The organism is Nocardiopsis xinjiangensis YIM 90004 (assembly GCF_000341145.1).
Taxonomy (GTDB): domain Bacteria; phylum Actinomycetota; class Actinomycetes; order Streptosporangiales; family Streptosporangiaceae; genus Nocardiopsis; species Nocardiopsis xinjiangensis.
Genome location: NZ_ANBE01000007.1, coordinates 333856 through 359801 on the forward strand (window position 1 = coordinate 333856; position 25946 = coordinate 359801).

18 protein-coding genes, 2 tRNA genes and 2 pseudogenes are annotated in these 25946 nt (G+C 69.7%); 4 read left to right on the plus strand and 18 right to left on the minus strand.

Annotation, left to right across the window (positions count from 1 at the left end):
• Positions 1-43: 43 nt before the first annotated feature.
• Positions 44-931, plus strand: a complete 888-nt coding sequence (locus tag D473_RS0105765; protein ID WP_026126638.1) for an SAM-dependent methyltransferase — start codon at positions 44-46, stop codon at positions 929-931.
• A gap of 140 nt (positions 932-1071) precedes the next feature.
• Here D473_RS0105765 and D473_RS0105770 read toward each other — a convergent pair.
• Positions 1072-1144, minus strand: a tRNA-Asn gene (locus tag D473_RS0105770).
• Positions 1145-1291: 147 nt separating this feature from the next.
• Positions 1292-1364, minus strand: a tRNA-Asn gene (locus tag D473_RS0105775).
• A gap of 165 nt (positions 1365-1529) precedes the next feature.
• Between D473_RS0105775 and D473_RS0105780 the strand changes: the two genes are divergently transcribed.
• Together D473_RS0105780 and D473_RS0105785 are read left to right on the plus strand one after the other, a co-directional pair.
• Positions 1530-1877, plus strand: a complete 348-nt coding sequence (locus D473_RS0105780) for a hypothetical protein (RefSeq protein WP_017608138.1) — start codon at positions 1530-1532, stop codon at positions 1875-1877.
• A complete protein-coding gene (locus tag D473_RS0105785) occupies positions 1877-2398 on the plus strand; it encodes a hypothetical protein (RefSeq protein ID WP_017608139.1) in 522 nt (173 codons plus the stop codon). The genes D473_RS0105780 and D473_RS0105785 overlap by 1 nt, the downstream gene beginning before the upstream one ends.
• 26 nt (positions 2399-2424) lie before the next feature.
• Here D473_RS0105785 and D473_RS0105790 read toward each other — a convergent pair whose 3' ends face one another.
• From D473_RS0105790 to D473_RS0105865, 16 genes and pseudogenes are all read right to left on the minus strand, one after another.
• The gene (locus tag D473_RS0105790) at positions 2425-5334 is read right to left on the minus strand and encodes an FAD-binding and (Fe-S)-binding domain-containing protein (RefSeq protein WP_017608140.1); all 2910 of its coding nucleotides are present in this window, start codon (positions 5332-5334) and stop codon (positions 2425-2427) included.
• A 73-nt stretch (positions 5335-5407) separates the two neighbouring features.
• Complete coding sequence (locus tag D473_RS0105795; protein ID WP_017608141.1) at positions 5408-6736, minus strand: glycoside hydrolase family 18 protein; 1329 nt, start codon at positions 6734-6736, stop codon at positions 5408-5410.
• A 129-nt stretch (positions 6737-6865) separates the two neighbouring features.
• Positions 6866-7966 (minus strand): RNA polymerase sigma factor RpoD, encoded by a 1101-nt coding sequence (rpoD, locus tag D473_RS0105800; protein WP_033352717.1) that lies wholly within the window; start codon positions 7964-7966, stop codon positions 6866-6868.
• Between the two features lie 86 nt (positions 7967-8052).
• Positions 8053-9936 (minus strand): DNA primase, encoded by a 1884-nt coding sequence (gene dnaG / locus D473_RS0105805; RefSeq protein ID WP_017608143.1) that lies wholly within the window; start codon positions 9934-9936, stop codon positions 8053-8055.
• A gap of 91 nt (positions 9937-10027) precedes the next feature.
• A complete protein-coding gene (gene mmsB / locus D473_RS0105810; RefSeq protein ID WP_017608144.1) occupies positions 10028-11290 on the minus strand; it encodes a multiple monosaccharide ABC transporter permease in 1263 nt (420 codons plus the stop codon).
• Positions 11287-12867 (minus strand): sugar ABC transporter ATP-binding protein, encoded by a 1581-nt coding sequence (locus tag D473_RS0105815; protein WP_017608145.1) that lies wholly within the window; start codon positions 12865-12867, stop codon positions 11287-11289. The genes mmsB and D473_RS0105815 overlap by 4 nt, the downstream gene beginning before the upstream one ends.
• On the minus strand, positions 12860-13966 hold the full coding sequence (gene chvE, locus D473_RS0105820) for a multiple monosaccharide ABC transporter substrate-binding protein (protein WP_017608146.1): 1107 nt from the start codon (positions 13964-13966) through the stop codon (positions 12860-12862). Before chvE ends, D473_RS0105815 begins: the two co-directional genes overlap by 8 nt.
• A 61-nt stretch (positions 13967-14027) precedes the next feature.
• On the minus strand, positions 14028-15545 hold the full coding sequence (gene arfA / locus D473_RS0105825; protein ID WP_017608147.1) for an arabinosylfuranosidase ArfA: 1518 nt from the start codon (positions 15543-15545) through the stop codon (positions 14028-14030).
• Positions 15546-15640: 95 nt separating this feature from the next.
• Complete coding sequence (locus D473_RS0105830) at positions 15641-16693, minus strand: arabinan endo-1,5-alpha-L-arabinosidase (protein WP_017608148.1); 1053 nt, start codon at positions 16691-16693, stop codon at positions 15641-15643.
• Between the two features lie 16 nt (positions 16694-16709).
• Positions 16710-17591 (minus strand): carbohydrate ABC transporter permease, encoded by an 882-nt coding sequence (locus tag D473_RS0105835; protein ID WP_017608149.1) that lies wholly within the window; start codon positions 17589-17591, stop codon positions 16710-16712.
• 1 nt (position 17592) lies between these two features.
• Positions 17593-18516, minus strand: coding sequence for a carbohydrate ABC transporter permease (locus tag D473_RS0105840; RefSeq protein ID WP_026126640.1), 924 nt, complete (start codon positions 18514-18516; stop codon positions 17593-17595).
• Positions 18517-18526: 10 nt separating this feature from the next.
• Positions 18527-19861, minus strand: a complete 1335-nt coding sequence (locus D473_RS0105845) for an extracellular solute-binding protein (protein WP_026126641.1) — start codon at positions 19859-19861, stop codon at positions 18527-18529.
• 123 nt (positions 19862-19984) lie between these two features.
• Positions 19985-21412 (minus strand): L-fucose/L-arabinose isomerase family protein, encoded by a 1428-nt coding sequence (locus tag D473_RS0105850; RefSeq protein ID WP_017608152.1) that lies wholly within the window; start codon positions 21410-21412, stop codon positions 19985-19987.
• Between the two features lie 8 nt (positions 21413-21420).
• Positions 21421-22080, minus strand: a complete 660-nt coding sequence (locus D473_RS0105855; RefSeq protein ID WP_017608153.1) for an L-ribulose-5-phosphate 4-epimerase — start codon at positions 22078-22080, stop codon at positions 21421-21423.
• Positions 22077-23703 (minus strand): annotated as a pseudogene (araB, locus tag D473_RS25530) (ribulokinase). The gene D473_RS0105855 and the pseudogene araB overlap by 4 nt, the downstream one beginning before the upstream one ends.
• Before the next feature lie 113 nt (positions 23704-23816).
• Positions 23817-24821 (minus strand): LacI family DNA-binding transcriptional regulator, encoded by a 1005-nt coding sequence (locus tag D473_RS0105865; RefSeq protein WP_017608155.1) that lies wholly within the window; start codon positions 24819-24821, stop codon positions 23817-23819.
• A gap of 811 nt (positions 24822-25632) precedes the next feature.
• Between D473_RS0105865 and D473_RS0105870 the strand changes: the two are divergent.
• Positions 25633-25946, plus strand: a pseudogene (locus D473_RS0105870) (HNH endonuclease); the annotation flags it as partial.

Genomic DNA, 25946 nt, shown 5'->3' on the forward strand with positions numbered 1-25946 from the left:
AGTGGTCGACCATGATTCCCCACCTCACGACAAGAGGACGGCGATGCCTCGTTTCACCTCCCCAGATTTCCTGAAGCCGACAGGGGGAATCCACGCACGGGCCGAACCACCGCCCATGGTGGACCTGAGCCGCCCCACGCTGGCCCGGCTCACGTCCTTCCACCTCGGGGGCAAGGACCACTTCGACGTCGACCGCGACCTGGCCCTGCGCGCCGACAGGGCCGCGCACGGCTTCAAGGACCTGGCCCTGGGCGAACGGGCCTTCCTCCAGCGCGCTGTGCGCCACCTGGCCCAGGACCACGGCATCGACCAGTTCCTCCAGCTCGGCGCCGGCCTGCCCACCCCCGGCGATCCCCACCAGATCGCCCGCGAGGCCCTTCCCGACGCCCGCGTCCTCTACATCAGCGACGACCCCGCCGTGGTCGCCCACGACCGGGCCATGCTCACCGACGGCGAGACCACCGCCGTGGCGCACGGCTCCCCCGCCCGCCCCGAGGCGCTGCTGCGCGACCCGGAACTACGCCGCTTCCTCGACCTGGACCGCCCCGTGGGCCTGCTGCTGGCCGGAACCCTGTCCCACGTACACGACAACGACCTCCCCGCCCACTGCACCGCGGTACTGCGCGAGGCACTGGCCCCCGGCAGCCGCATGGCCCTGAGCCACTTCTGCCGCCCCGATCCCGGCACCCATCCCCGTGACGCCCTGCGCGCACAGCAGCTCGAACGCACCTTCCTCGACCAGCTCGGCTCCGGGCGCTGGCGCACGCGCGCCGAGATCGAAGGGCTCTTCCAGGGCTGGCAGCCGAACGAACCCGGGATCATCGAGGTCCAGCACTGGCGGCCGCTGCCCTCCACGCCGCCGGTGCACGGCAGTTACCAGATGCCCGCACGCAACCGCCGCCTGCTCCTCGGCGGTCTCGCATCCGTTTGAACCGCGCACGCCCCACACCGCCCCGGCAGCAGCCATGGCCGGACGCGGGTGGGGCCGTGGGTGCTCCCTGCAGACGCCTGCGCCCCCAGAGACGAAAAACGAGGGCCCTCCCCTCACGGGAAGGACCCTCGTTCCTTCTGCTCCCACAACTGGACTCGAACCAGTAACCTATCGGTTAACAGCCGATTGCTCTGCCGATTGAGCTATGTGGGATGGTTGTACCCCGCCGGACCTACGAGCGGTCCTGCCCGGGCTGGCCCCAGCCTACCGCTTTTCCGGGGTTCTCGCGACGCCGTTTCCGGCACCGCCCCGGACCCGGGGCCGGAGGCCTCACGGCAACCCGCGCGGCCCCCTCGAGCGCTCCCACAACTGGACTCGAACCAGTAACCTATCGGTTAACAGCCGATTGCTCTGCCGATTGAGCTATGTGGGATCACAAGATCGCCTGGTTCCGCTCCTGCGGCCCTCGGCGACGCCTCCAGTTTAGCGTGTTCGCGGAGTGCTCGTGACGGTGTCGACCCGTGTGGCCCCTGACACGAGCGGGTAACGTCGGGCACAGATCACGCCCATCGCCGCCGAGGCCTGTAAAGAGGGACCCATGCGTTACCGGATCACATTCGCCGCCGGACTCGCCATCGGATACGTCCTGGGCACGAAGGCGGGCAGGACACGCTACGACCAGCTCGTCCGTACCGCGCGCAAGGTCGCCGACAGCCCGGTCGTCCAAGAGGCCGCCGGGGTGGTCGGGGCTCAGGTGGGCAACGCGGGCCGCACCGTCTACGACAAAGCGGTCGAGCGTATGCCGGTCACGTCCGTGCGTGACTTCCTGGCCCGCCCCACCGATGAGGAGCTCGACCTCCTCCGTTGGGAGTCCCACATGGCCAACGGCTCCGCCCCCGGCGGGGGCCCCGGCCGGGGAGAGGCCCCCGAGGGCCGGGCAGAGTAGTGGCCCTGTTCAAGCGGGGAGCCCCCGCGTCCGTCCGCTCCCGGCTCGGCCGGGGCGAGCGCGTGCTCGCGCACGCGCCCGTGGCCGCCGGCGCCGGGGGCGACCGGACCCTCACCGCCACCACCGAGGCCCTGTACCTTCCCGACGGCCACCGTGTTCCCTGGTCCGACATCGACCAGGCCCGGTGGAGCACCGACACTCTGACCTTCGTGGAGGAGGGCGCGGGAAGCCACAGCATCCCCCTGTGTTCCCCCGAGTCCCCCGACGGCGCCGTCGACTACCGGCGGCTCGCCGAGACCGTCTCCGAGCGGGTCACCTCCACGATCCTAGTCAACCGTTTCGTCCCCTACCCGGAGGAGGACTCGGGCTCGGGTTTCCGCCTCGTCGCCCGTCGCAGCCCCGGCGGCACGGACGTGCACTGGCGGGCGCATCTGGGCGAGGGCACGGACGCGGCCGACCCCCACCTCACCGACGCCGTCTCACGAGCCTTGGCGTCCCTGCGTGAACAGATGGGGGTCTGAGGCCGGCCGGCTCCGCGGAGCAACACTCAGCGCGCGTCGAGACCCCGCGCGAGCACCTGGGCCAGGTGCAGCGACCCGCGCCCGGTCCCCTGCTCGATCTGGGTCCGGCAACTGTAACCGTCGGCCAGTACGAGGGTGTCCGGGTCGGCTTCGCGCACACGCGGCAGCAACTCGCGCTCACCGATGGCGCTGGAGACCTCGTAGTGGCCCTCGGTGAACCCGAAGTCGCCGGCCAGGCCGCAGCAGCCCGAGTCCAGGACCTCCCCGTCCACACCCGCGCGTGCGATGAGGTCGCGGTCGTCGTCGAAGCCCATCACCGCGTGCTGGTGGCAGTGCACCTGCGCCAGCGCCGAGGCCGGGACCCGCGGCGGCTGCCAGTCGGGGGCGTGGCGGTTGAGGAACGAGGCCAGGGTGTGCACCGAGGCCGCCACCTCCTCACTCTCCGGTCCGGGCAGCAACTCCAGGAGGTCGTGCTTGAGCGCGGCCGTGCAGCTGGGTTCCAGACCCACCACCGGCACGCCCTCGGCCACGAACGGCGCCAGTGCGGCGACCGCACGCCGCATGACGGTACGCGCCACGTCCAGCTGGCCGGTGGAGACCCATGTCAAGCCGCAGCACACCTGGCCCTGGGGCAGCACCACGCTGAAACCGGCGTCCTCCAGCACCCTCACAGCCGCAGCGGGTACCTGCGGGTGCATGTAGTTGCCGAAGGTGTCGGGCCACAACACCACCCGCGGGCCCTCCGGACGCCCGTGCCCCTTGGCCTCGCGGCGCCGGAACGCCCGGGTGAAGGAGGTACGGGAGAACGCGGGAAGGTCGCGTTCTCCCGCCACCCCGGCAGCCTTCTTGGCCAGGGCCGAGAGCCCGGGCAGGCGCGCGGCGCGGTTGATCTCGGCGGGCGCGGCCGCGGCCAGGCGGGCCCAGACCGGCAGCCATCCCATGGAGTAGTGCGCGGGCGGGCGCACCCGGCCCCGGTAGTGCTGGTGCAGGAACTCGGCCTTGTAGGTGGCCATGTCCACGTTGACCGGGCAGTCGCTCAGGCAGCCCTTGCAGGACAGGCACAGGTCCAGGCTCTCGCGCACCTCCTCCGACCGCCAGCCGTCGGTGATCAGGTCACCGTTGGCCATCTCGTACAGCAGGTGGGCGCGGCCGCGGGTGGAGTGCTTCTCGTCCTGGGTCACCTGGTAGCTGGGGCACATGACCCCGGGCCCGTCCTGGCGGCGGCACTTGCCGATGCCCGTGCAGCGGCGCAGGGTCGCGCCGAAGTCACCGCCGTCCTCGGGGTAGTCCATGGTCACGTCGTCCAACAGCGGCAGGTGCGGGCGGTTGCCGGCCGAGACGCGGATGCCCTCGTCCATCGGGAGCGGGTCGACGATGATGCCGGGGTTCATGAGGCCGTCCGGGTCGAAGGCGCGCTTGAACTCCCCGAAGGCGCGCACGAGCGAGGCCGGGTACATGCGTTCCAGCAGTTCGGAGCGGGCCTGGCCGTCGCCGTGCTCACCCGAGAGCGAGCCCCCGTGCTGGACGACGGTCTCGGCGGCCTCCTCCATGAAGGCCCGGTAGTCGCGGCGGCCCTCCTCGGTGGTGAGCTCGAAATCGATGCGCACGTGCAGGCAGCCGTCACCGAAGTGGCCGTAGACGACACCGAACCGGCCGTGGCGTTCCATGAGGGCCTCGAAGTCGCGCAGATACCCGCCGAGGTTCTCCGGAGGGACGGCGGCGTCCTCCCACCCCGACCAGGCGTCGCGGCCGTCGGGGGTGCGCTGGGTGATGCCGGCGCCCTCCTCGCGGATGCGCCACAGGGCTTTCTGGTGCCCGGTGTCGGTCACCACCGCCGAGTCCTGGGGACGGGAGTGCTCCGGCAGTGCCGCGAGCATCCGTTCGGCCGCGGCGGTGGCCTCCTCCGGGTCGGCGCCGGCCACCTCCACCAGCATCCACGCCCCGCCCTCGGGCAGCGGTACCCGCGCGGAGGCACCGTGGCTGTCCAGAGCGGCCACCATGCGGTGGTTGATGCCCTCGACCGTGAGCGGGGCGTGTTCCAACAGCGCCGGGACCGCGTCGGCGGCCGCTGGGGCGTCGGGGTAACCGACCACGGCCAGCGCCCGGGCCGGGGGCGACTCCACCAGCCGCACGGTCGCCCCGAGCACGAACACACACGTGCCCTCGGTTCCGACCAAGGCGGCGGCCACGTCGCGCCCCTTCTCCGGCAGCAGGCGGTCCAGGGCGTAGCCGGAGACCCGGCGGCGGAACTGGGGCATGTCGGTGCGCATCTCGGCGCGGTGGCGTTCCACGAGTGAGGCCAGGGCCGCGTAGACCTTGCCCTCGCGCCCGGGGCGGCGCGCGAGTTCGGCGAAGTCCTGGTCGGTGTCGCTGGAGCCGACCCTCATACGGGTGCCGTCGGCCAACAGCACGTCCAGGGCGAGGATGTTGTCGGCGGTGGTGCCCCAGGCCACCGAGTGCGAGCCGCACGCGTTGTTGCCGACCATGCCGCCGATGGTGCAGCGGCTGTGCGTGGAGGGGTCGGGTGCGAAGGTGAGCCCGTGGGCCGCGGTGGCCTTGCGCAGGTCGTCGAGGATCACCCCGGGCTGCACGGTGGCGGTGCGGGCGCGGGGGTCGATCTCCTCGATGGCGCGCAGGTGGCGGGAGGTGTCCACGACGACGCCGGTGCCGATGGCGTTGCCGGCGATGGAGGTGCCGCCGCCGCGGGGCACCACCGGGGTCCCGTGTTCGGCGCAGACGCGCACGGCCGCCACACAGTCCTCCACGGTCTCGGGCAGGACGACGGCCAGGGGGGCACGGCGGTAGTTGGAGGCGTCGGAGGTGTACAGGGCGCGGGTTCCGGGGTCGAAGGAGACGGTTCCCCGCACCCGTGTCTCCAGGGCGTGCCGCAGTTCGGCGACGCTCGAACGGGAGGTCATGCTCAGCGAGTCGGCCATGCTGCACAGCGTGCCGGGCGTGGTCAGGGCACCGCAACCCCGCCGCGCCCCGCATCAGGGGCGCTCTGGCGGGTCAGTCGCGCAGGGACTCGTCCATGGCGCGGACGAAGGTGCCGTCGGTGTCCATGTCCAGGTTCCAGACCATGAGGCCGCCCAGCTCTTCCTCGCGTACGTACTCGCCCTTGAGCCCGACGACGTCGGTGTTGTCGTAGGTCCACCACTCGTCGCCGTCGTGGACCCAGTAGGCGCCGGCCTCCTCGTCGAAGTGGCGCTGCCCGCCCAGTTCCTCGAGTTCGGTGAAGGTCTCGGTGGGCCCGTCGTAGGCGTCCTCGGCCGGGCCGTCCGCCTGCTGTCCCGGCCCGGCTTCCGCGTGGTCGATCCCCTGCCAGCCTCGGCCGAACGCGGGCAGGCCCAGGACCAAGTGCTCGGGTTCGGCTCCCATGTCGAGGTAGCGCCGTACGGCCGCGTCGGCACTGTTGGCGTCGGGGGCATGCTCGGGCGCGTACAGGTTGGAGTGGAACGCGGTGGTCTCGCTCCAGGGCCCGGAGAAGTCGTACCCCTGCACCGTGGCGAGGTCGACCAGATCGAAGATCTCACCGTCGTAGGCGCGGGCGTGCTCCTCCCCCGCCGGCAGAGAGACCGAGAGTGTGTAGTCCTGCCCGGTCTCTACGGAGAGTGCGTCGAGCTGCTCGCGGAACTCGGCGACCAGCAGCGTGAAGTTCGCGGCGTCGTCGGGGTGCTCGACGTTGTCCTCGCGGCCCTGTCCGCCCGGCCATTCCCAGTCCAGATCGATGCCGTCGAAGACCCCGCGTGCCGATCCCGGCCCGCCTTGGGGCTCGCTCCCGTACTCGGGCAGGTCGCCGCGAAGCCACAGGTCCAGGCACGAGGAGACGAAGGCCGCGCGCGAGTCGGGGGTGCGCGCGGCGTCGGAGAAGTGCGTGGACCAGTTCCATCCGCCCAGGGACAGGCTGGCCCCCAGACGCGGGTGGCGTTCGCGCAGCAGACGCAGCTGGTTCAGGCCCCCGGCGAGGTCCTGTTGGTAGGTGTCGGCCTGCCCGTCCACACTCTCGTCGGCCTCGTAGCGGCGCTGGTAGAGCTCCCAGGGCTGATCGTGGTTGTCCTCGGGGATGTGGCACGTGCCTTCCGGGCTGATGTCGCCGAACGCCCACATGAGGCGGGTGAGGTGAGCGGCAGCACCGTTGTCCTCGAGGTCCTTGACGGTGAAGCTCCGGTTGGCGACGTTCCAGTCGGCGAAGTACCCGAGGCGCTCGGGTTCACGGTCGTCGCCGACGAGCAGATACCCGGTGATCAACAGGGTCGCGGCGGCGGCCGCACCCAGGGCGAGCAGGAGTGGCCGCCGTCCCGAGCGGGACGGCGGTGGCGACTGAGGGGTGGCGTTCACCCTCACGACCGTAGGGGGAAACGCCGCCGGGCGCCCGGCCCCTGCCCGCGACGGCCACATGAGGCCGATCGGTCCGCATGGGAACCCCGGGCGGTCCCCATACGTTCCCGGACCTGCCCCGGCCCGGGATCAGCCGCCGTTCAAGAAGTCACGCAGGGGACCGGCACGGGAGGGGTGGCGCAGTTTGGCCAGGGTCTTGGCCTCGATCTGGCGGATGCGTTCGCGGGTCACCCCGAACTCGCGCCCCACCTCCTCCAAGGTGCGCGGGTTTCCGTCGACCATGCCGAAGCGGAGCCGGATGACCCGCTGCTCCCGGTCGGAGAGGTCGCCCAGGAGGCTGCGCAGGCGCTCCTGCAACAGGGTGAAGGCGGCCGCCTCCACCGGCATGATCGCGTCGGAGTCCTCGATGAACTCGCCGAAGTCGGACTCCTCGTCCCCGATGGGGGTGTGCAGGGAGACCGGCTCGCGGGCGATGCGCTGGATCTCCAGGATCCGTTCGTCGCCGTAGCCCGTGGCCGAGGACAGCTCCTCGGTGTTGGGCTCGCGGCCCAGCTGCTGATGGAGCTGGTGTTGCAGGCGCACCAGGCGGTTGATGGTCTCGACCATGTGCACGGGGATCCGGATGGTGCGGGCCTGGTCGGCGATGGCACGGGTGATGGCCTGGCGGATCCACCACGTGGCGTAGGTGGAGAACTTGAAACCTTTGGTGTAGTCGAACTTCTCCACCGCGCGGATCAGGCCGAGGTTGCCTTCCTGGATGAGGTCCAGGAAGAGGATCCCGCGCCCCATGTATCGCTTGGCGATGGAGACGACCAGACGGAGGTTGGCCTCGATGAGCCGGCGTTTGGCGCGGCGGCCCTCCTCCACGAGTGCGCCGAGTTCCCCGGTGGCGTGGCCGGGGCCGGAGGTGCGGTGGGAGGCGTAGAGTCCGGCTTCGATGGCTTTGGCCAGGTCGACCTCCTCCTGGGCGCTCAGCAGCGGGACGCGGCCGATCTCTCGGAGGTAGAGGCGCACCAGGTCCGATCCGGTGCGCCTGCCGGTCTCCGGTGGTGTTTCGGTCTCCTCGGCGTCGGTGACCTGGGTCCCCGCGCGGATGAGGTGGACCACTGCGCGGTCCAGGGCCTGCGAGGACGAGCCCAGGCGTTCCAGGGCCGCGGCGACCTCGTCCCGCGTGACCGTTCTCCGACCCTCATCGGGTAACGCCCTGAGTACCTGTCGGACGGGAGGCATTTCCTGGGTCACAACTGTGGGAACCACACCTACATTGTGCCCGGGATCACCCCGGTAAAGGGAGACTCATTATTGTCACCTTTACGCTACCCCCCTGCGGCCAGCTCCTCCTGCAGAGTACGTTTCTGCTGGCCAAGGGCGAGAAGTTCGGTGAAGACGCGGTTGTGTTCCTCGGGGGAGGCGGCCGCGTCGAGACGGGCGAGCTTCGATTTCAGGTTTGCCTCACGCCGATTGATGGAATGAGTCCTGATTGTGCCGAGAATTTGCCGCGCTGAATGGTCGTCGAGTTCTCCATAGAACTCGAGGGGTTCGGCAGTCAGGTTCTCGAGGAGGTTGCGCTGCGCATCGCCGGGTGCGCCGTCGCGCAACCGGTGGATCCACCCCTGGGGATCCTGGACGGCTGCCCCGACACCACCGTGCCGTTCGATGAGGTTCAGGAGCTCGCGGTGCTGGGGGACGGTGAAGTCCTCCTCGGTGAACCGGTCGAAGATGTGGGCCAGGTTCGGATACTTCAGGGCCAGCTTGAAGGCCTGGCGTTCGCGCTGGACCGAGGGGTCGTTGAGGTCGTAGGGGACCCGGTCGGTGTCCGGGGTGTGCGCCGGGCGCGCCCGGCCCCGGTCGCGCCCGGCCCCGTGGCTGCGCATGTGCTGGTTGACCCGCTGCAGGACGTAGCCCTCGTCCATGAGCCCGATCCAGCGGTCGAGGTTCTTGCCCCATCCCCTGCGCACACCCTCGTGGCGGATGCTCGCGACCACGGGGGCGGCCGCCTCGAGCGCGGCCATGCGGCTCTCGGGGGTCTCCAGGTCGTAGTTGTCGATGACGTCCTTGATCTTGAACTCGTACATGGGAACGGCGGTATCGACCAGGTCGCTGATCGACTGCCCGCCCTGTTGCAGCCAGAGGTCCCCGGGGTCGAGCCCGTCGGGCTGGATGGCCACGTACGTCTCCGAGGAGAAGGCGTGTTCCTCGGAGAAGGCCCGGGCCGCTGCCTTCTGCCCCGCCTTGTCACCGTCGAACGTGAAAACGACCTTGCCGCCCTGGTTGGAGCGGCCCAGGAGCATCCGGCGCAGGATCTTGACGTGGTCCTCCCCGAAAGAGGTTCCGCACGTGGCGACCGCGGTGGCCTCCCCTGCCAGGTGGCAGGCCATCACGTCGGTGTAACCCTCGACGACGATGGCCTTGCTCTCGCGGGAGATCTGGCGTTTGGCGAGGTCGAGCCCGTAGAGGATGCGCCCCTTGTGGAAGATGGGACTCTCCGGGGAGTTGAGGTACTTGGGACCGTCCTCGTCGGGGTTCAGTTTGCGCGCACCGAAGCCGACGACCTCGCCGGTGACCTCCCGGATGGGCCAGAGCACACGGTTGCGGAACCGGTCGTAGGCCCCTCGCCGCCCCTGGCTGGCGAGTCCGCCCTCGACGAGTTCCTGGTCGCTGAAACCCTTCCGGCGCAGGTGACCGACCAGGTTCTCCCAGCCGGGAGGGGCATAGCCGAGTCCGAAGTGTTCGGCGTGGGAACCCGCGAACCCCCGGTCGTCGAGGAAACGACGTGCGACGACCCCCTCGGCCGAGCGGAAGAGCTGGTGCGCGTAGAACTCGGCGGCCGCCTTGTGTGCCTCCAGCAGCCGTTGCCGCTTGTTCTCGTCGCGCCGGGTACTGCGTCCCTCGGAGGACTCGTAACGCAGCTGGATGCCGCTCTGGCGTGCCAGCGACTCGACCGCCTCGGTGAAGCTGAGGCTGTCGATCTGCTGCACGAAGGAGATGACGTCCCCGCCCTCGGAGCAACCGAAGCAGTACCAGAGGTTTTTCGAGGGGGTGACGTTGAACGAGGGCGACTTCTCGTCGTGGAAAGGGCACAGCCCCTTGAGCGAGCCGCCCCCCGCGTTGCGCAATTGGAGGTACTCACCGACCACGTCGGCGATGGGGGCGCGCTCGCGCACCAGTGCGATGTCTTCGTCCTTGATCCTGCCGGCCACGGTCTCAGGGTAGTTCTCCCGGGAGGCATTCGTGCCGCCCGGCCGTCTCCCGACGGCCGGGCGGCACCCCTGCGGCTGCGCCGAACTGCGGTCATTGCCTGGGACGTTCCGGTGAGGGGCCTCTCCCCCACCGGCGCTTCACGGGGGACACGGCGGCGCCGGCCGACTGCGCTCGGCGCTTATTGTGGACGTCGAAGGCGACCGCCAGGAGCAGTACCAGACCCTTGATGAGCTGCTGCCAGTCCACGCCCAGTCCGATGAGGGACATGCCGTTGTTGAGCACACCCATGACCAGGGCTCCGATCACAGCACCGACGATCGTTCCGACCCCTCCCGCAGCGGAGGCGCCGCCGATGAAGGCCGCGGCGATCGCGTCGAGCTCGAACATCGTTCCGGCCCCGGGGGTGGCGGAGTTGAGCCGAGCGGCGAAGACCAACCCTGCCAGGGCCGAGAGCGCACCCATGTTGACGAAGACCCAGAACGTGGTGCGCTGCGTGCCGATTCCCGACAGCGCGGCGGCCTGTTCGCTGCCGCCGACCGCGTAGACACGGCGCCCGGTGGTGGTCGAGCGCATCAGGAAGGAGTAGCCGACGATGAGGGTGATGAGCATGAGTCCGACCAGGGGCAGGCCGTTGTAACCGGCGAGCACGTGGGCGAAGACCATGATCACCCCGACGTGAACGGCGGAAACGGCCACTGCTGCGCCGGTCGAGGAGACCGGCAACCCATGGCTGCGCGAGCGGGCCCGCTGCCGCCACTGGATCCACACGAGTGCGGCCGCACCGGCCGCACTCAGCGCCAGCGTGGGCAGGTGCAACCCCATGGCCTCGGGTCCGGGCAAGAAACCGCTGGCCATGGTGCGCAGGGACTCCGGGAGCGGGGCGATGGATTCACCGCCCAGGACCGCCAGTGTCGCCCCGCGGAAGGCGAGCATCCCCGCGAGGGTGACGATGAAGGCGGGCACCCGCACATAAGCGATCCAGAAACCCTGCCAGGCGCCGATGAGCGCACCGAGCAACAGGGCCAGAGGCACCACGACCGGGGTCGGCAGTCCCCAGGAGGTCAGCATCACCGCCGAGACGGCGCCGGTGAAGGCCACGACCGACCCGACGGACAGGTCGATGTGGCCGGTGATGATGACCATCATCATCCCGATCGCGAGGATCACGACGTAGGAGTTCTGCATGATCAGGTTGGTGATGTTGAGCGGTGTGAGGAGCAGTCCACCGGTCAGGATCCCGAACAGCACCACGATCGCCACCAGAGCGATGACCATGCCGTACTGACGGGCGTTGTTCCGTATCAGGGTGACCACGGCCCCGGGGAATCGAGACAGGGGGGTGATGTCGTTCATGCGGCCCCCTCCGTTCCGGTCATCAGTCTCATGAGGGTCTCCTGGTCCGCCGCCTCACCCGGAACCTCTCCGGTGAGGCGGCCCTCGCACATCGTGTAGACGCGGTCGCTCATGCCGAGCACCTCGGGAAGCTCCGAGGAGATGAGCAGGACGCAGGCGCCCGCCTCGGCGAGCCCGCGCACGATGAGATAGATCTCGTACTTGGCCCCGACGTCGATGCCCCGTGTGGGTTCGTCGAGGATCAGCAGGTCGGGCCGGGTGAACATCCACTTGCCGAGCACGACCTTCTGCTGGTTGCCGCCGCTGAGGGTGCGTACCACCTGGGTGGGGCCGTGGCTGCGCAGGCGCATGTCCTGGGCGACCTCCTGGGTCTCGACGGCCTCCCGACCGGGATCGAGGACCCCGCGGTCGGAAATGCGCCCGAGGGCGGCCAGGGAGGTGTTGTGGCGCACGTCGTCGTCGAGGACCAGTCCCAGGCCCTTGCGGTCCTCGGGAACGTAGGCGAGCCCTCCGGCCACGGCCCGGGCCACGGTGGAGGTGTCGATCTCCTTGCCGTCCTTGTACAGGCTGCCCCGCACACAGCGGCCGTAGGAACGGCCGAAGAGGCTCATGGCCAGCTCCGTCCGGCCGGCACCCATGAGCCCGGCCAGGCCCACGACCTCACCGCTGCGCACGGTCAGGCCGGCGCCGTCGACCATGCGCCGGCCCGCCTGGACGGGGTGGTCGACGGTCCAGTCCCGGATCTCGAACCGGACCTCGCCGATGGTGCCGGTGCGGTCGGGGTAGCGCTGGTCGAGTTCGCGGCCGACCATGCCGCGGATGATGCGGTCCTCCTCGACGGAGGGGACGCCGTCGGCGTCGTGTTCGACGGGGACCGTCTCGACGGTGCGGCCGTCGCGCAAGACGGTGATCTCGTCGCTGACCCGCATGACCTCGCCGAGTTTGTGCGAGATGAGGATGCAGGCCACACCCTGGTCGCGCAGTTCGGTGAGCAGGCCGAGCAGCCGGGCGCTCTCGGCCTCGTTGAGCGCGGAGGTGGGTTCGTCGAGGATGAGCACCCGCACGCGTTTGGCCAGGGCCTTGGCGATCTCCACGAGTTGCTGGGCGCCGACGCTGAGCGCGGAGACGGGGGTGGCGGGGTTCTCGTCCAGGCCCACCCGTTCCAACAGGTCCCGTGCCTGGGCGTGGGTCCTGCCCCAGTCGATCACCCCGCGCCGGGCACGCTCGTTGCCCAGGAACACGTTCTCGCTGACCGACAGGTGCGGGACGAGCGCGAGCTCCTGGTGGATGATGGCGATTCCGGCGCGTTCGCTGTCGGCCACCCCGGAGAAGGCGGCCGGCTCCCCGTCGACATGGATCTCGCCGGTGTAGGAACCGGCCGGGTGCACACCGCTGAGCACCTTCATGAGGGTGGACTTGCCGGCACCGTTCTCCCCCATGAGAGCGTGCACGGCGCCGGCGCGCACGGACAGGGACACCCCGTCGAGGGCGCGCACCCCGGGGAACTCCTTGCGGATGCCGCGCATGGTCAGGAGCGGCGCGGTCCCGCCCGGGTGGGTCGGGTGAGGGTCATTCATCGAGATCGGACTCCTCGTAGTAACCGCTCTCGATGAGGGCCTCCTCGTAGTTGTCGGCGTCCACCGATACCGGGTCCAGGAGGAAGGCGGGCACAACCCCGGTGCCGTTGTCGTAGCTCTCGGTGTCGTTGACCGGAACCTCCTCGCCCTCGACGACGGCGTCGACCATGTCGACGGTCTGGGCGGCGAGTTCGCGGGTGTCCTTGAAGACGGTCTGTGTCTGTTCCCCGGCGACGATGGAACGCACCGAAGAGATCTCGGCGTCCTGCCCGGTGACCACCGGGAACGGCCGTTCCTCGGTGCCGTAGCCGATCGCACGCAGGGACTCGATGACGCCGAGGCTGATGCCGTCGAAGGGAGAGAGGACGGCATCGATGTCCTCGTCGGAGTAATTGGCGCTGAGGAGGTTGTCCATGCGGGACTGTGCGACGGAGCCGTCCCAGCGCTCGGTGGCGATCTGTTCCATGGAGGTCTGGCCGCTGCCCACCTCCAGGGTTCCGTCGTCGATGTGGGGTTGCAGGACCTCCATGGCGCCGTCGTTGAAGAAGTAGGAGTTGTTGTCGTCGGGGGCGCCGCCGAAGAGCTCGATGTTGAAGGGGCCGTCCTCGTTCTCCAGGTCGAGGGTGTCGACGATGTACTCCCCCTGGAGGACCCCGACCTGGTGGTTGTCGAAGGTCGCGTAGTAGTCGACGTTCGGGCTCTCCATGATGAGGCGGTCGTAGGCGATGACCGGGATGTCGTTGTCCGCTGCCATGTCGAGGACGTCACCGAGGGCGCTGCCGTCGACAGCGGCGATGACGAGCACGTCGGCGCCGCGGGTGATCATGTTCTCGACCTGTGCGAGCTGGTCCTCGACGACGTCCTCGGCGAACTGCAGGTCGGTGCCGTAGCCGCGCTCCTCGAAGTCGGAGACCATGTTGGCCCCGTCATTGACCCAACGTTCCCAGGACTGCGTGGGCATGGAGATGCCGACGACGCCGTTCTCGCCCTCGGGCTGGGCGGCGTCGCCGACACCGCCGCAGGAAGTGAGCAGGAGGGACAGGGCGGCGAGGGCGGCCGGTGCGCTCACACGTGCACGGTCGCTTCGGTGGCGTGGCATGAGGGGGTCCTCTCGTCGAGGCGGTGGGGGCGGTTCAGGATGTCGTGAGGGTGATGCCGGTTCAGGACGTCGTGAGGGTGATGGCGGTCCAGGAGACCGGGGGCAGGACGGCGGTGAGGCGGCCGTCCTCCAGCCCGGTGTCCTCGGTCTCGCGAAGGGTCACCCGGTCGGGCTCGTCCATGGTGTTGACGGCATAGGGGTCGGGTTCGGCGAGGGTGCGTGCCTGCTCCACCGAAGCGGGTGCCAGGGCGCGCAGGTCGGCGGCGAGGGTGAGCGGGGTGTCCACGGAGCGGTTGACGGCGTACAGGGTGGCGGTGCCCTTCGATGCGTCGTGGGTGAGGACGGCGTCGGCCACGGGGGTCTCGCCGTGCCGCGCGGTCTCGTACACGGGGCTGTCGAGTTCGGTGTGCAGGACGACGCCGGCGGCGGTGCGAGCGGTGTGCGCGAAGGGGTGGAAGACGGTCTGGCGCCAGGCGGGCCCGCCTGGTTCGGTCATGATCGGCGCGATCACGTTGGCCAGCTGGGCCTGGCAGGCGGCGGTGACGCGGTCGCTGTGGCGGAGCAGGCTGATGAGCATGTTGCCGACGACGACGGCGTCGGCGGCGTTGTAGCGATCCTCGATCACCCGCGGCGCGATGGGCCAGTCGTCGTCGGAGCGGGCGGCGACCGCGGCGTGGTGGTCGGTCTGGTACCAGACGTTCCATTCGTCGAAGGAGAGTTGGATCCGCTTGGGGTTGCGCAGGCGGGCTCCGACGGCGTCGGCGGTGGCGGCGACGGAATCGATGAAGCGGTCCATGTCGGCGGCGGAGGCGAGGAAACTGCCGAGGTCGCCGTCATGCTCCTGGTAGTAGACGTGCAGGGAGATGTGGTCGACGACGTCGTAGGTCTCCTCCAGGACGGTGTCCTCCCAGGCACCGAAGGTCTCCATGCCCGGGCCGGAGCTGCCGCAGGCGACCAGTTCCAGATCGCGGTCGGCCATACGCATGGCGTGGGCGACCCGGGCGGCCTCGCGTCCGTAGGTGCGGGCGTCCAAGTGGCCGACCTGCCACGGGCCGTCCATCTCGTTGCCCAGGCACCACATGCGGAAGTCGTGCGGTTCGGGGTGCCCGTGGGCGGCCCGCAGGTCGGACAGGTGTGTGCCGCTGGAATGGTTGGAGTATTCGAGCAGGTCGAGGGCCTCCTGGAGGCCGCGGGTGCCCAGGTTGAGGGCCATCATGGGCTCGATGCCCAGGCGGCGGCACCAGGTGGCGAACTCGTCGAGGCCGAACTGGTTGGTCTCGAGGCTGTGCCAGGCCAGATCGCGGCGCACCGGCCGGTCCTCCTTGGGACCGATGCCGTCCTCCCAGCGGTACCCGGAGACGAAGTTGCCGCCCGGGTAGCGGACCGTGGTGACGCCGAGTTCGCGTACGAGTTCGGCGACGTCGCCGCGGAACCCGTCGGCATCGGCTGTGGGGTGGCCGGGTTCGTAGATGCCCGTGTAGACGCACCGGCCCATGTGCTCGACGAAGGACCCGAAGGTGCGGCGGTGGACGGGGCCGACGACGTGGTCGGGGTGGGCGGTGAGCGAGGCGTGGAGCATGCTGTCCTCCTTGTTCGGCGAACGTTTCGGGGGTGGCCCGGGGGCCCGCGGGCCACGGGTCCCCGGGGATCGGTTCGGGATCGGCCGGAGCCGGATCAGTCGAGGGCGGGCCAGCCGTCCGCGGTCCACTGCAGCGGCCTCAGGGCGAGTCGGAAGTCGAGGTCGGGACCGAGGTCGGTGTCGTAGTAGTGGTAGGCGAGCAGGCCGTCGTCGATCGACTGGCCCCCGGAGCCGGTGATGGTGCCGTCCTCGCCGACGAGCACGGTTCCGCCGCCCTCCAGCAGGGGCACGCCCTCGGCGTCGAGGTAGGGGCCGATGACGTCCGTGGACCTGCCGACGGCGATCTTGTAGTCCGCGCCGGCCTCGCAGCAGGTGTCCCAGGAGACGAAGAGGTAGTAGTGACCGTCGTGGTGGACGATCGTGGCGGCCTCCACCGCGTTGGTCGAGTCCTGCCGGTCTGCCAGGTGGTGCCTCTGGGCTCCCTCGGCGATCTTTCCGCCGGGCCAGTCGAGCTCGACCATGTGGATGCCGCTCCAGTAGGAACCGAAGGCCATCCAGTGCCGCCCTTGTGTGTCCTCGACGATCTCCGGGTCGATGGCGTTGAAGTCGTCGCCCTGGTTCGACTCCAGCACCGGCCCCTGGTCGACCCACTCGTGGTCGGGGTGCTGCGGGTCCAGGGTGGTGTTGGTCGCCAGACCGATGACGGACTGGTTGTCACCGAAGGTGGAGGCCCCGTAATAGAGGTAGTACGTGCCGCCGGACTCGTGGATCTCGGGTGCCCAGAGCGTCTCGACCCCGGGCACGGTTTCCCTGACCCAACCGGGGATCGTCTCCCAGACGGTGCCGACCATGGTCCAGTGCTCGCCGTCGGGCGAGTGCCGCACCTGGATCGTGCCGTCGTTGATCTCGGCGTTGCCGGTGCCGAAGACGTACTGCTCTCCCCCGGTCTCCTCCACGTGCAGTGCGGGGTCGTGCACGCGCAGGCCGCCGGCGAAGGGGTGGATGTCGTCGGGTTGGTGCCCTGCCACGGGCAGGCCCGGGTTGTTGGGCGGACGGTCCCAGTCCTGGGCCGCCGCCGAGGGTGCGAACGAGGTCAGCAGCACGAGCGCGGCGCCGGCCGCGGTCAGTGCCCGCACGGAGGGGTTCATGGTGCGGTGGCTCCCTTCAGCCCTTGATACCGGCACCGGCCACGCCGGTGACGATGTGTCGTTGGAAGAGCAGGAAAACGATGAGGAGCGGGAGCGCGCCCAGTACGGCCGAGGCCATCACCTGGGCGTACTGGATGCCGTACTGGCCCAGAACCGTCCCCAGGCCGACGGGCAGCGTCATCATCTCCGGGTCGGTCGTGACGATGAAGGGCCAGAGGAAGTTGTTCCAGGCACCGATGAAGACGAAGATGCCGATGGCCGCCATGATGGGCCGCGACATCGGCAGCATCACGTTCCAGAGGATGCGCAGGTGCCCGGCCCCGTCCATCCGAGCCGCCTCGACGTAGTCCCGTGGGATCCCGTCGAAGAAGCGTTTGAGGATGAAGATGAACACCGGAGCCACGACCTGTGGCAAGGCGATGCCCCAGTAGGTGTCGACCAGGCCCAGCTGGGTCATGAGGATGAACTGGGGCACGATGAGGGTCTGCGGCGGGATGAGGATGCCGCCGATGATGAAGGCGAACAGCCAGCCCCGGCCGGGGAACAGGCACCGGGAGAAGCCGTATGCGGCCAGAGCCGTCAGCACGAGGGTGATCACGGTGACGATCCCGGTACTCACCAGGGAGTTCAGCGTCCAACGGAGGATGTCCCCGCGCCCCAGGACGCTCTCGTAGGCATCCAGGGTCGGCTCGGAGATGAACCACGTGGCGGGAACGATGGTCGTCTCGCCCTCGGGTTTGAGCGAGGTGTTCACCGCCCAGGCCAGCGGCACCAGCCAGAGCAGCGCGGCCAGTCCGGCCACCGTGTAGAGCGCCGTGTTGCCGGCGTTGATCCGCCGCAGGCGGCTCCTCCGGCCCCGGTACGGCGCGCGCTCGGAGGATTGTGTCGTCAGTGCCATGTCACTGCTCCTTCCGGGAGAAGAAGCGGAACTGTGCGATGGAGGCGACGATGATCAGCGCCATGAACACATAGGCCATGGCCGACGCCGTGCCGATCCTCAACCCCACGAATCCGGAGTCGTAGATGTACTGAATGATGGTTCGGGTCGCGAAGTTCGGTCCGCCCTCTGTCATGAGGTAGATCTGCTCGAACACCCGCAGCGAACCGATCAACTGCAGGATCGTGATGAGGCCGGTGGTCCGGGACAGCAACGGGAGCGTGATCCTGCGGATCTTCTGCCAGGCGCTCGCGCCGTCCAGGGAAGCGGCTTCGTAGACGTCGTCGGGGATCGACTGCATGGCGGCCAGGTAGAGCAGGTAGTTGAAACCGACCTGCCACCAGGCGGTGGCGATCACCACCGAGATCATCGCGGTGCTCTCGTTGTGCAACCACTCGATCCCGCTCAGGCCCAAGCTCTCCAACACGCTGTTGAACAGGCCGAGCGTGGGGTTGTACATCCAGGCCCAGATGAGTGTCATCACCGCGACGGACAGCACGAAGGGCGCGAAGAAGGAGAACCGCAGGAACCAGCCCAGCCTGCGTGCGTGGTCGGTCAGCAACGCCAGCGCGAGGGCCAGGATCACCATGGTCGGCACGCTGAGCAGGGTGAACAGCAGGGTGTTCCAGAGCGCGCTCCACATGTAGGGATCGCTTAGGCTCTCCACCCAGTTGTCCAGGCCCACGAAGGAGACGGGGCCGCCGGCCAGGCTGCGGTCGGTGAAGCTGTAGCCGAGCCCGACCACGGAGGGCCAGACGACGAAGAGCAGGTAGAAGCCCAGGAACGGGGCGATGAACCAGAGCCCGGCCCACGAGGTCTTCGGGCGGTTGCGTACGTCGGTGATGCCGGTCCGAGAGGCGGGCATCGGCGGTCTGGTGCGCGTCATGCTCGCCCCCTCACACCGGCGCCGGGATCTGGAGCAGAGCCCGGAGCCGTTCCTTGACGTCGGTCAGCACTTCTTCCGGGGTCTGTGTGCCGGTGTGCAGCGTGCTGAGGGGGCCGTTGAGTTCGTCCTGGAGGCGACCCGCCGACCCGCTGAACCACCCCTCGGGTTCGAACACGATGTCCTCGACCGCGCCCCGGTACTCGGACTGCGGGTGGAGGGCGTCGAACTCCTCGCTCTCGGCCACGGGCTGGTAGGCGGGTATGTGTCCGCCCCCGGCCCACGTCAAGCTGCTCTTCAGCATCGAGGCGATGTACTCGAGCGAGGCCCTGGTGACCTCCGGGTCGCGGTCGCGCTGGTGCGGCAGCACGTAGCAGTGGGAGTCCCCACGGGTCCGGTGGTTGCCGAACAGGTCGGGAAACCGCGTGACGGAGAAGTCGACCCCTGTCTCCTCCAGGGTCGGGATCTCCCAGTTGCCGTGGAACATCAGGCCGGCCGCGCCGTTGCTGACGTTGGCGGCGGTGTCCATCTCTGCCGAGTGGCGCGGCGCGAGCCCCTCCCCGGAGAGCCGGTACATCAGCTCCATCGCGGTCAGGGCCTTGTCGTCGTCCATCTCGAACTGGCCGTCCTCACCCAGCACGAGTTCCCCGTCCTGCTGACGGTAGAAGGTCCAGAAGACGGGCCAGGGCAGAGCGGTGTCGATCGAGAGGGCGAGGCTTCCGGTCACGTCCCGGATCGCCTCGAGCATGTCGAGGAATTCGTCGCTGCCGCTCGTGGCGATGAGCCGGTCGTCGGGGCCGAGGACCCCGGCCTGCCTGCACACGTCGAGGTTGTAGTACTGGACGAGCAAGTGGGTGTCGAGGGGCACCGCGTACAGCTGCCCGTCGAAGAAGCACTCGTCCCACGCCTCGGGCAGCACGACCGTGTCGTCGATGCCGAACTCGGCGAGCGCCGCAGGGTCGATGGGGTCCAGGAGCTGTCCGGGGGCCAGGCTCTCCAGCCGCGAGACGTGGGCGGTCGCCACGTCGGCCCCTCGGCCGCCGGCGGCGCCCATGGCGACCTTGGTGTAGAAGGGCGAGCCCCAGTCGAACGTGGAAGCCCGGAGGTCGATCTCGGGGTGGGCCTCCTGGTACTGGCGGTGCATCTCCAGAAGACGCAATCCGTCACCGCCGGTGAAGAGGTTCCATTCGCTGAGCCTGAGCTGACCGGAGGTGGATCGCGCGTTCGCGCCGCAGCCGGTCGCTGCCATGCCGGCGGCCGCCATGGCACCGCCGAGCACGGCTCGGCGACCGGGACCGCGGGTCGTCGGAAGTGCGGAGGGGCGAGAAGGTGAACGTCGGGTGCGCATGGGCGGTTTCCTTGCGCTGGGGGGCGGGAGAGGTGCTCTCTCCAGGACCCGGCGGGAGGAGTGGGTCTCCCGCCGGGGTTCGGTGCGCGCGTTGACGCCTCTCGTCGGTACGCCGTCAGGGGGTCAGACCCGGACGTACTCGATGCCGGTGAGGGCGCACAGGGCCTGCCAGTCGTGGGCGCGGTGTCCGGTGGTCATGGCCATGTGGTGGGTGCCGCCGGCACGGAGCCAGGCCTCGGTGCAGGCACGGACACCGGTGTCGGGGCGGAACTGGCCGTAGGGCATCTCCAGGGCCGGCAGGGGCGGGGCGTCGATGACCTCGCCCTCGGAGACGACCAGGCGGAAACGTTCCCCGCCGAGAGCGACCAGGGAAGCGAGGGTGGCCGGCCCGGTCCGGTAGCGGAAGACGATGGTGGGCGGATCGGCGAGACCGCCGATGTCGAGGGTGCGCTTGATCAGGCGCGGGGGTTCGTCGTCGCGGGCCACCCGCCAGTTGCCCTCTCCCATGTGGCTCATGAGGATCGAGTCGGAGGGAAAGTCCATGGCGTACATCTCGGTGAAATGGGCGTCCCCGATCAGCGTGTGTGCGGCGCGCACGACCGTGGCCGCGAGAACGTCCCCCTCCCCCGCGAATCCGTACCCCTGAGCCATGAGGGTGGAGGCCGCGGCCATGGGCAGGCGGGCGAAGCGGCCGTCCTCGCCGATGGCGTCGAAGTGGGTGGAGTAGGCATGGCAGCCGCGTTCGGTCAGGAGCTGCTCGATCCCCAGCTGCATGCGGGCGTGGTCCTCGCGTTCCTCGCCTGACAGACGCGGGTCGACGTCGAAGGTGTCGTCCTCCCAAGCCATGAGGTCGGCGACGTCCTTCTCGTCCAGGTCGAGGGTGGTCCGGTGCAGTGCTCCGGGGGCGATGACCTCGACCTCGGGACCGATGGAGCGCAGCAGGGCCGTCTCGTCGACGCGGGCGTCACCCATGCCGTTCATGGGGTAGCCGAACAGCCCGACCTTGAGGTGGCGCAGGCTCATGGCGGCGCGGGCGGCGCGGGCCCAGCGGTCGACACGGTCGGCGAACTCGGGGCTCCGCCAATCGCCGCTGATCACCTCGAAGGGGCGGTCGGCGCGTACGAGGGCGTTGGCGGTGTCCTGCGCCCCGTGGATGCCCTGGTTGTAGGTCATGTCGGCCATGTCCCACTCGGGCGTGACGGAGGGGTCGGGCTGGATGTTGGCCAGGGCCAGGGGCAGGCGGGTGCGGGTCAGGGCGCCGGTGACGCGCAGGGAGGGGCCATAGGTGAGCATGACGACGAGGACACCGTCCAGATCGGCGTTCTCGAGCTCGCGCACGGCCTGTTCGGCGTCCTCGCGTCCGCGTACGGGCGGGGCGACGGTCCAGTCGGCGGTGTCGGAGAGGGCACCGGCGACCTGTTCGGCGTAGGCGGCCTGGTGGTCGGTGATGCCGGGGAGCATCGTGTCGTAGAGGGGCTGCATGATGCCGAGGAGCCCGATCCGGGGGCGCGGGGCCGGCAGGGAGCGCGGCGGGGTGGGGCGTGCGGGCACAGGGGTCCTCACTTCTGGCCGTAGACGTTGCGGTAGCGGTCGTGGAGGGCGTCGATGTCGTCCTGCGGGAGGCGTTCGAGGGGCCCGCTCTGGCGGGCGAGGTGCAGGGTCCGGGCGACGTCCTCGCACATGACGGCGGCCTTGACCGCGTCCTCGGCGGTGGCGCCGACGGTGAAGACGCCGTGGCGGTCCATGAGCACGGCCGGTGAGCGGTGGTGTTCCAGGGTCGCGACGATCCCGCGGCCGATGGAGTCGTCGCCGATGCGGGCGAAGGGGCCGACGGGGATGTCACCGCCGAACTCGTCGGCCATGGCGGTGACGGCGCACGGGATCGGTTCGCCGCGGGCGGCCCAGGCGGTGGCGTAGGGGCTGTGGGTGTGCACGATGCCACCGACGTCGGGAAGGGCGCGGTAGACGTAGGCGTGGGCGGAGGTGTCGCTGGAGGGTGAGTGGCCGCCCTCGTGCACCGGACGACCGTGCAGGTCGCACTCGATCATGTGCTCGGGGGCGAGGTCGCCGTAGCCGACTCCGCTGGCCTTGATGACCATACGGCCGGTGCCCGGGACGCGGGCCGAGATGTTTCCGCTGGTCCAGGCGACCAGGTCCCAGCGGGTGAGTTCGGTGTGCAAGGCGCAGACCTGGGCACGCAGGTCCTGGAGGTCGGTCACGGGTTCCCCTTCCGGGCGGCGTTGCGGATCTCGCGCAAGCGGTGGAGGCTGCGGGTGCCACCGCGGCCGAAGTGGTCGTGCAGTTCGGTGTAGAGGGCGTAGAGCTCCTCGTAGGCGGCGGCGCGTTCGGGGTCGGGGTCGACGGTGTGCTCACGCACCCCGCCCATGGCGGCGGAGGCGGCGTGGATGTCGGGATGGGCCCCGGCGGCGACGGCGGCGTGGGCGGCAGCGCCGACGGCGCATGCGAGTCCCGAGGAGACCAGCCGCAGGGGGCGGCCGAGGACGTCGGCGTAGACGCGCAGGACGTGGGGGCGTTCGACCATGCCGCCGGCGACGGTGAGGTCGTGGACGGGCACGCCTGCCTTCTCGAAGGCGTCGATGATGGTGCGGGTTCCGAAGGCGGTGGCCTCGACGAGTGCGCGGTAGATCTCGGCTGGGCGGGTGGCGAGGGTGAGTCCGACCAGGACACCGGAGAGGTCGTGGTCGACGAGGACGGAACGGTTGCCGCTCTGCCAGTCGAGGGCGAGGAGTCCGTGGGCGCCCACGGGGTCCTCAGCGGTCTCCTCGGCGAGGACGTCGTGGACGGAGACGCCGTCGGCGCGGGCGCGTTCGTGGATCTCGGGGGGTATGTGAGTGTCGACGAACCAGGCGAAGACGTCGCCGACACCGCTCTGTCCGGCCTCGTAACCCCAGTTGTCGGGGACGATGCCGCCGAGGACCTGACCGCACATTCCCGGGACCTCGGCCAGGACGTCGGAGTTCATGACGTGACAGGTGCTGGTGCCCATGATGGCGAGCATCCGTCCGGGCCGGGTGGTGCGTGCGGAAGCAGCTGTGACGTGGGCATCGACGTTGCCGACCGCCACGGGGATCCCCTCGGGCAGGCCGGTGCGTGCGGCGGCCTCGGCGGTGAGACCGCCGGCGCGGTCGCCGAGTTGGGAGAGGGGGTGGTCGAGTTTGTCGCGGGCGAAGTCGGCGAATTCCGGGTGGAGGGCGCCGAGGAACTCCCGGGAGGGCCAGGAACCGTCCTGGTACTGGCCCTTGTAGCCGGCGGTGCAGACGTTGCGGGTCTCGGCGCCGCAGAGCTGCCAGACGATCCAGTCGGCGGCCTCGATCCAACGGTCGGCACGGTGGTAGAGCTCGGGGTCCTCGCGCAGTACCTGGAGGGCCTTGGCGAGTTGCCACTCGGAGGAGACACGTCCGCCGTAGCGGCTCAGCCAGGGTTCGCCGCGTTCGGTGGCCACGGCGTTGACCGCATCGGCCTCGGGCTGGGCGGCGTGGTGGCGCCAGAGTTTGGGCCAGGCGTGCGGCCGTGGTACGTACGGGTCGACCTCGCACAAGGGCACCCCTTCGGCGGTGACCGGCATGCAGGTACTGGCGGGGAAANCTCAGGACCTGCCGGTAGTCCTCGGGGTCCTGCAAGGCTGTCTCGGCGGCCAGGGCCGCGCTGCTGTCGGGGAGCCGGTCGGCGATGACACCGTGACGGTAGGGGTGGACAGCGGTGCCGAGCTCGGCACCGTCGGAGACGCGGACGACGACGGCGCGGCCGGAGAGGGTCCCGAAGTCGAGGCCGACGGCCACACTGTCCCCGACGGGATTGTGAGCGCTCACATGCTGTGTCATGCGGACCTTCCTCCACGGTCGAGGCATGGATCGGCCGTGGTCACGGGGGGCGTACGGGGCACGGGTTGTGGTGGAGGACGGTAGGACCGAGCGGTCTCTGGGCCCGGTCGGGGTCAGGCAGGCGGGGGTGCGCTGGAGTCACGCACACGGAGCACGGCCGGCACGGTCCGGTCGGCGGGGACATCGGTTCGGTCGGGGGTCTCCAGGGCACCGAGGAGGACTTCCAGGGCGGCGGCGCCGACCCGGGTGAAGTCCTGGACGACGGTGGTCAGCCCCGGAGTGAGATAGGCGGCTTCGGGGATGTCGTCGAAACCGACGACACTGACGTCGCCGGGCACTCCGAGGCCGGCCTCGTGGAGGGCCTTGAGCACGCCCACGGCCATCTGGTCGTTGGCGACGAAGACGGCAGTGACCTCCTCCCCCATGGCCTGGCGCTCGGCCAGACGGCGGCCGAGTTCGTGGCCCGAGCGGGGGCTCCAGTCACCGGCCAAGGGGGTGGGCACCTCACGGCCGGAGCCGAGGAGTTCCTCGCGCCAACCGTGCACACGCGCTTCGGCCTCGAGCCAGTCGGTACGACCGGCGACGTGGTGCACGGTCCGGTGGCCGAGGCCGAGCAAATGGCGGACGGCATCGCGGGCCCCCTGTTCCTGGTCGACGCCGACGACCGGGAACCCGGCCCCCTCACCGCCCTCGACCGCCACCAGGGGGCGGGGCCCGGGCAGGTCGGCCAAGGCGTGCACGAGTTCCCGCTGGGGGGCGATGGCCACACACCCCTCGACGGTCTGTTGGACCAGATGGTCCAGGGCCTCTGCGACCCCGTCGGGGCTGGGGTCGTCGACGGAGACGATGCTGAGGAAGTACCCGGCTTCCCGGGCAGCCCGCTCTATACCCGAGAGGGTCTGGGCCGGCCCGAACAGGGTGGTGTCCACAGTCAGGGCACCGAGCACGTTGGTGCGCCGGGTCACGAGCGCGCGTGCGGTGGAGTTGGGGTGGTATCCGAGCTCGGCGATGGCGCGGCGGACCCGTACGACAGTCTCCTCGCGGACATTCGGGTGGCCGTTGACCACACGCGAGACGGTCTGATGGGAGACACCGGCGACCTTCGCGACGTCGGACATGACCGGGCTGCGGCCACCCGTCGTGGACACGGGGCGTTCACCTCCGGGACGGGGGAATGTGATGCGAGCAACAGTGTTAACGCTCACATCGCACGCGTCAAGCCCTGTTGTCACCTTTTGACCCACGCTCACGGAGAACCCTGTCGCCCCGGGGCCGAGCCCTACCGTCGGCCGAGCAGAGCGGGGACGGAACAGTCGGGGGCCGGACAGGGCGAGACCGGACAGGGCGAGGACTCATGCCGTGAACGCCTGGAGGCACGCCGGGCCAAAAGACCGGCGGCGGAAGAAGCGATACCTGGACCATTGACAAGGGCCGGGGCTTCTGTCGTGCCTGAGCCGGGGGTGGGGCTGTTTTCCGCGCCGGGACCATGACAAGGGTTTCTTGTGATTCCGGGGTGGGAGATGTTTGTGGTGTCTGGAGGTGACAGCGGGGTTGTGGTTGGGGTCATGGGGTTTCTCATGGTGCCGGGGGTGAAGAAATGGTGGGCGCACACTTCCAGGCCCCCTGGGGCGCGGCATTGCGGCCACCGCTTGTGGCGTGGGCATGGCCGCTCGCTCCTGCGGAGGTAACGGCCGGCCCCGGCACTCCCGGTGACGCATCGAGGACGGAGCAATCCGGCGTGCGCACTCGGGGCGCCTCTCATTCTACTCCGGGAAAGCGGACCCATGGAGTTATCCACAAGGCCATTTTCGGGAAACATCCACGGGGAACTGCGAAGCTCTTTCGTAGAAAGGACTCGGGGTCAGGGTAAGGGTTTTCTACCCTTGGAGGCAGTGTTATCTTCAGGGGTGCTTCTCTTAGAATGGGAGCATGACGGAACACGCCGCAGTACCCGGAGCAGGAACGGCCCCCGACGCGGCCGTCGCCGCGCTGGGCACTGCGGTCCAGGACGTCATCGCCTCGTTCGAGGGCGACATTCCTTTCGGTGCGGCCGCGGGGGTGTTGGGGCGTATCGAAGCGGTGCACGCCCGCATCGATGAGCTCAGGGCCGGGTTGCTCGTGCCGCTCGCGCGGATGGAGGCCTCGGGCGAGCTCCTCGAAGCAGGCGGACAGAAGAACCTGGGTGCCTATCTCACCCACACCTGGGGGATCCATTCCGGTGAGGCCGAACGGCTGGCCTTGTT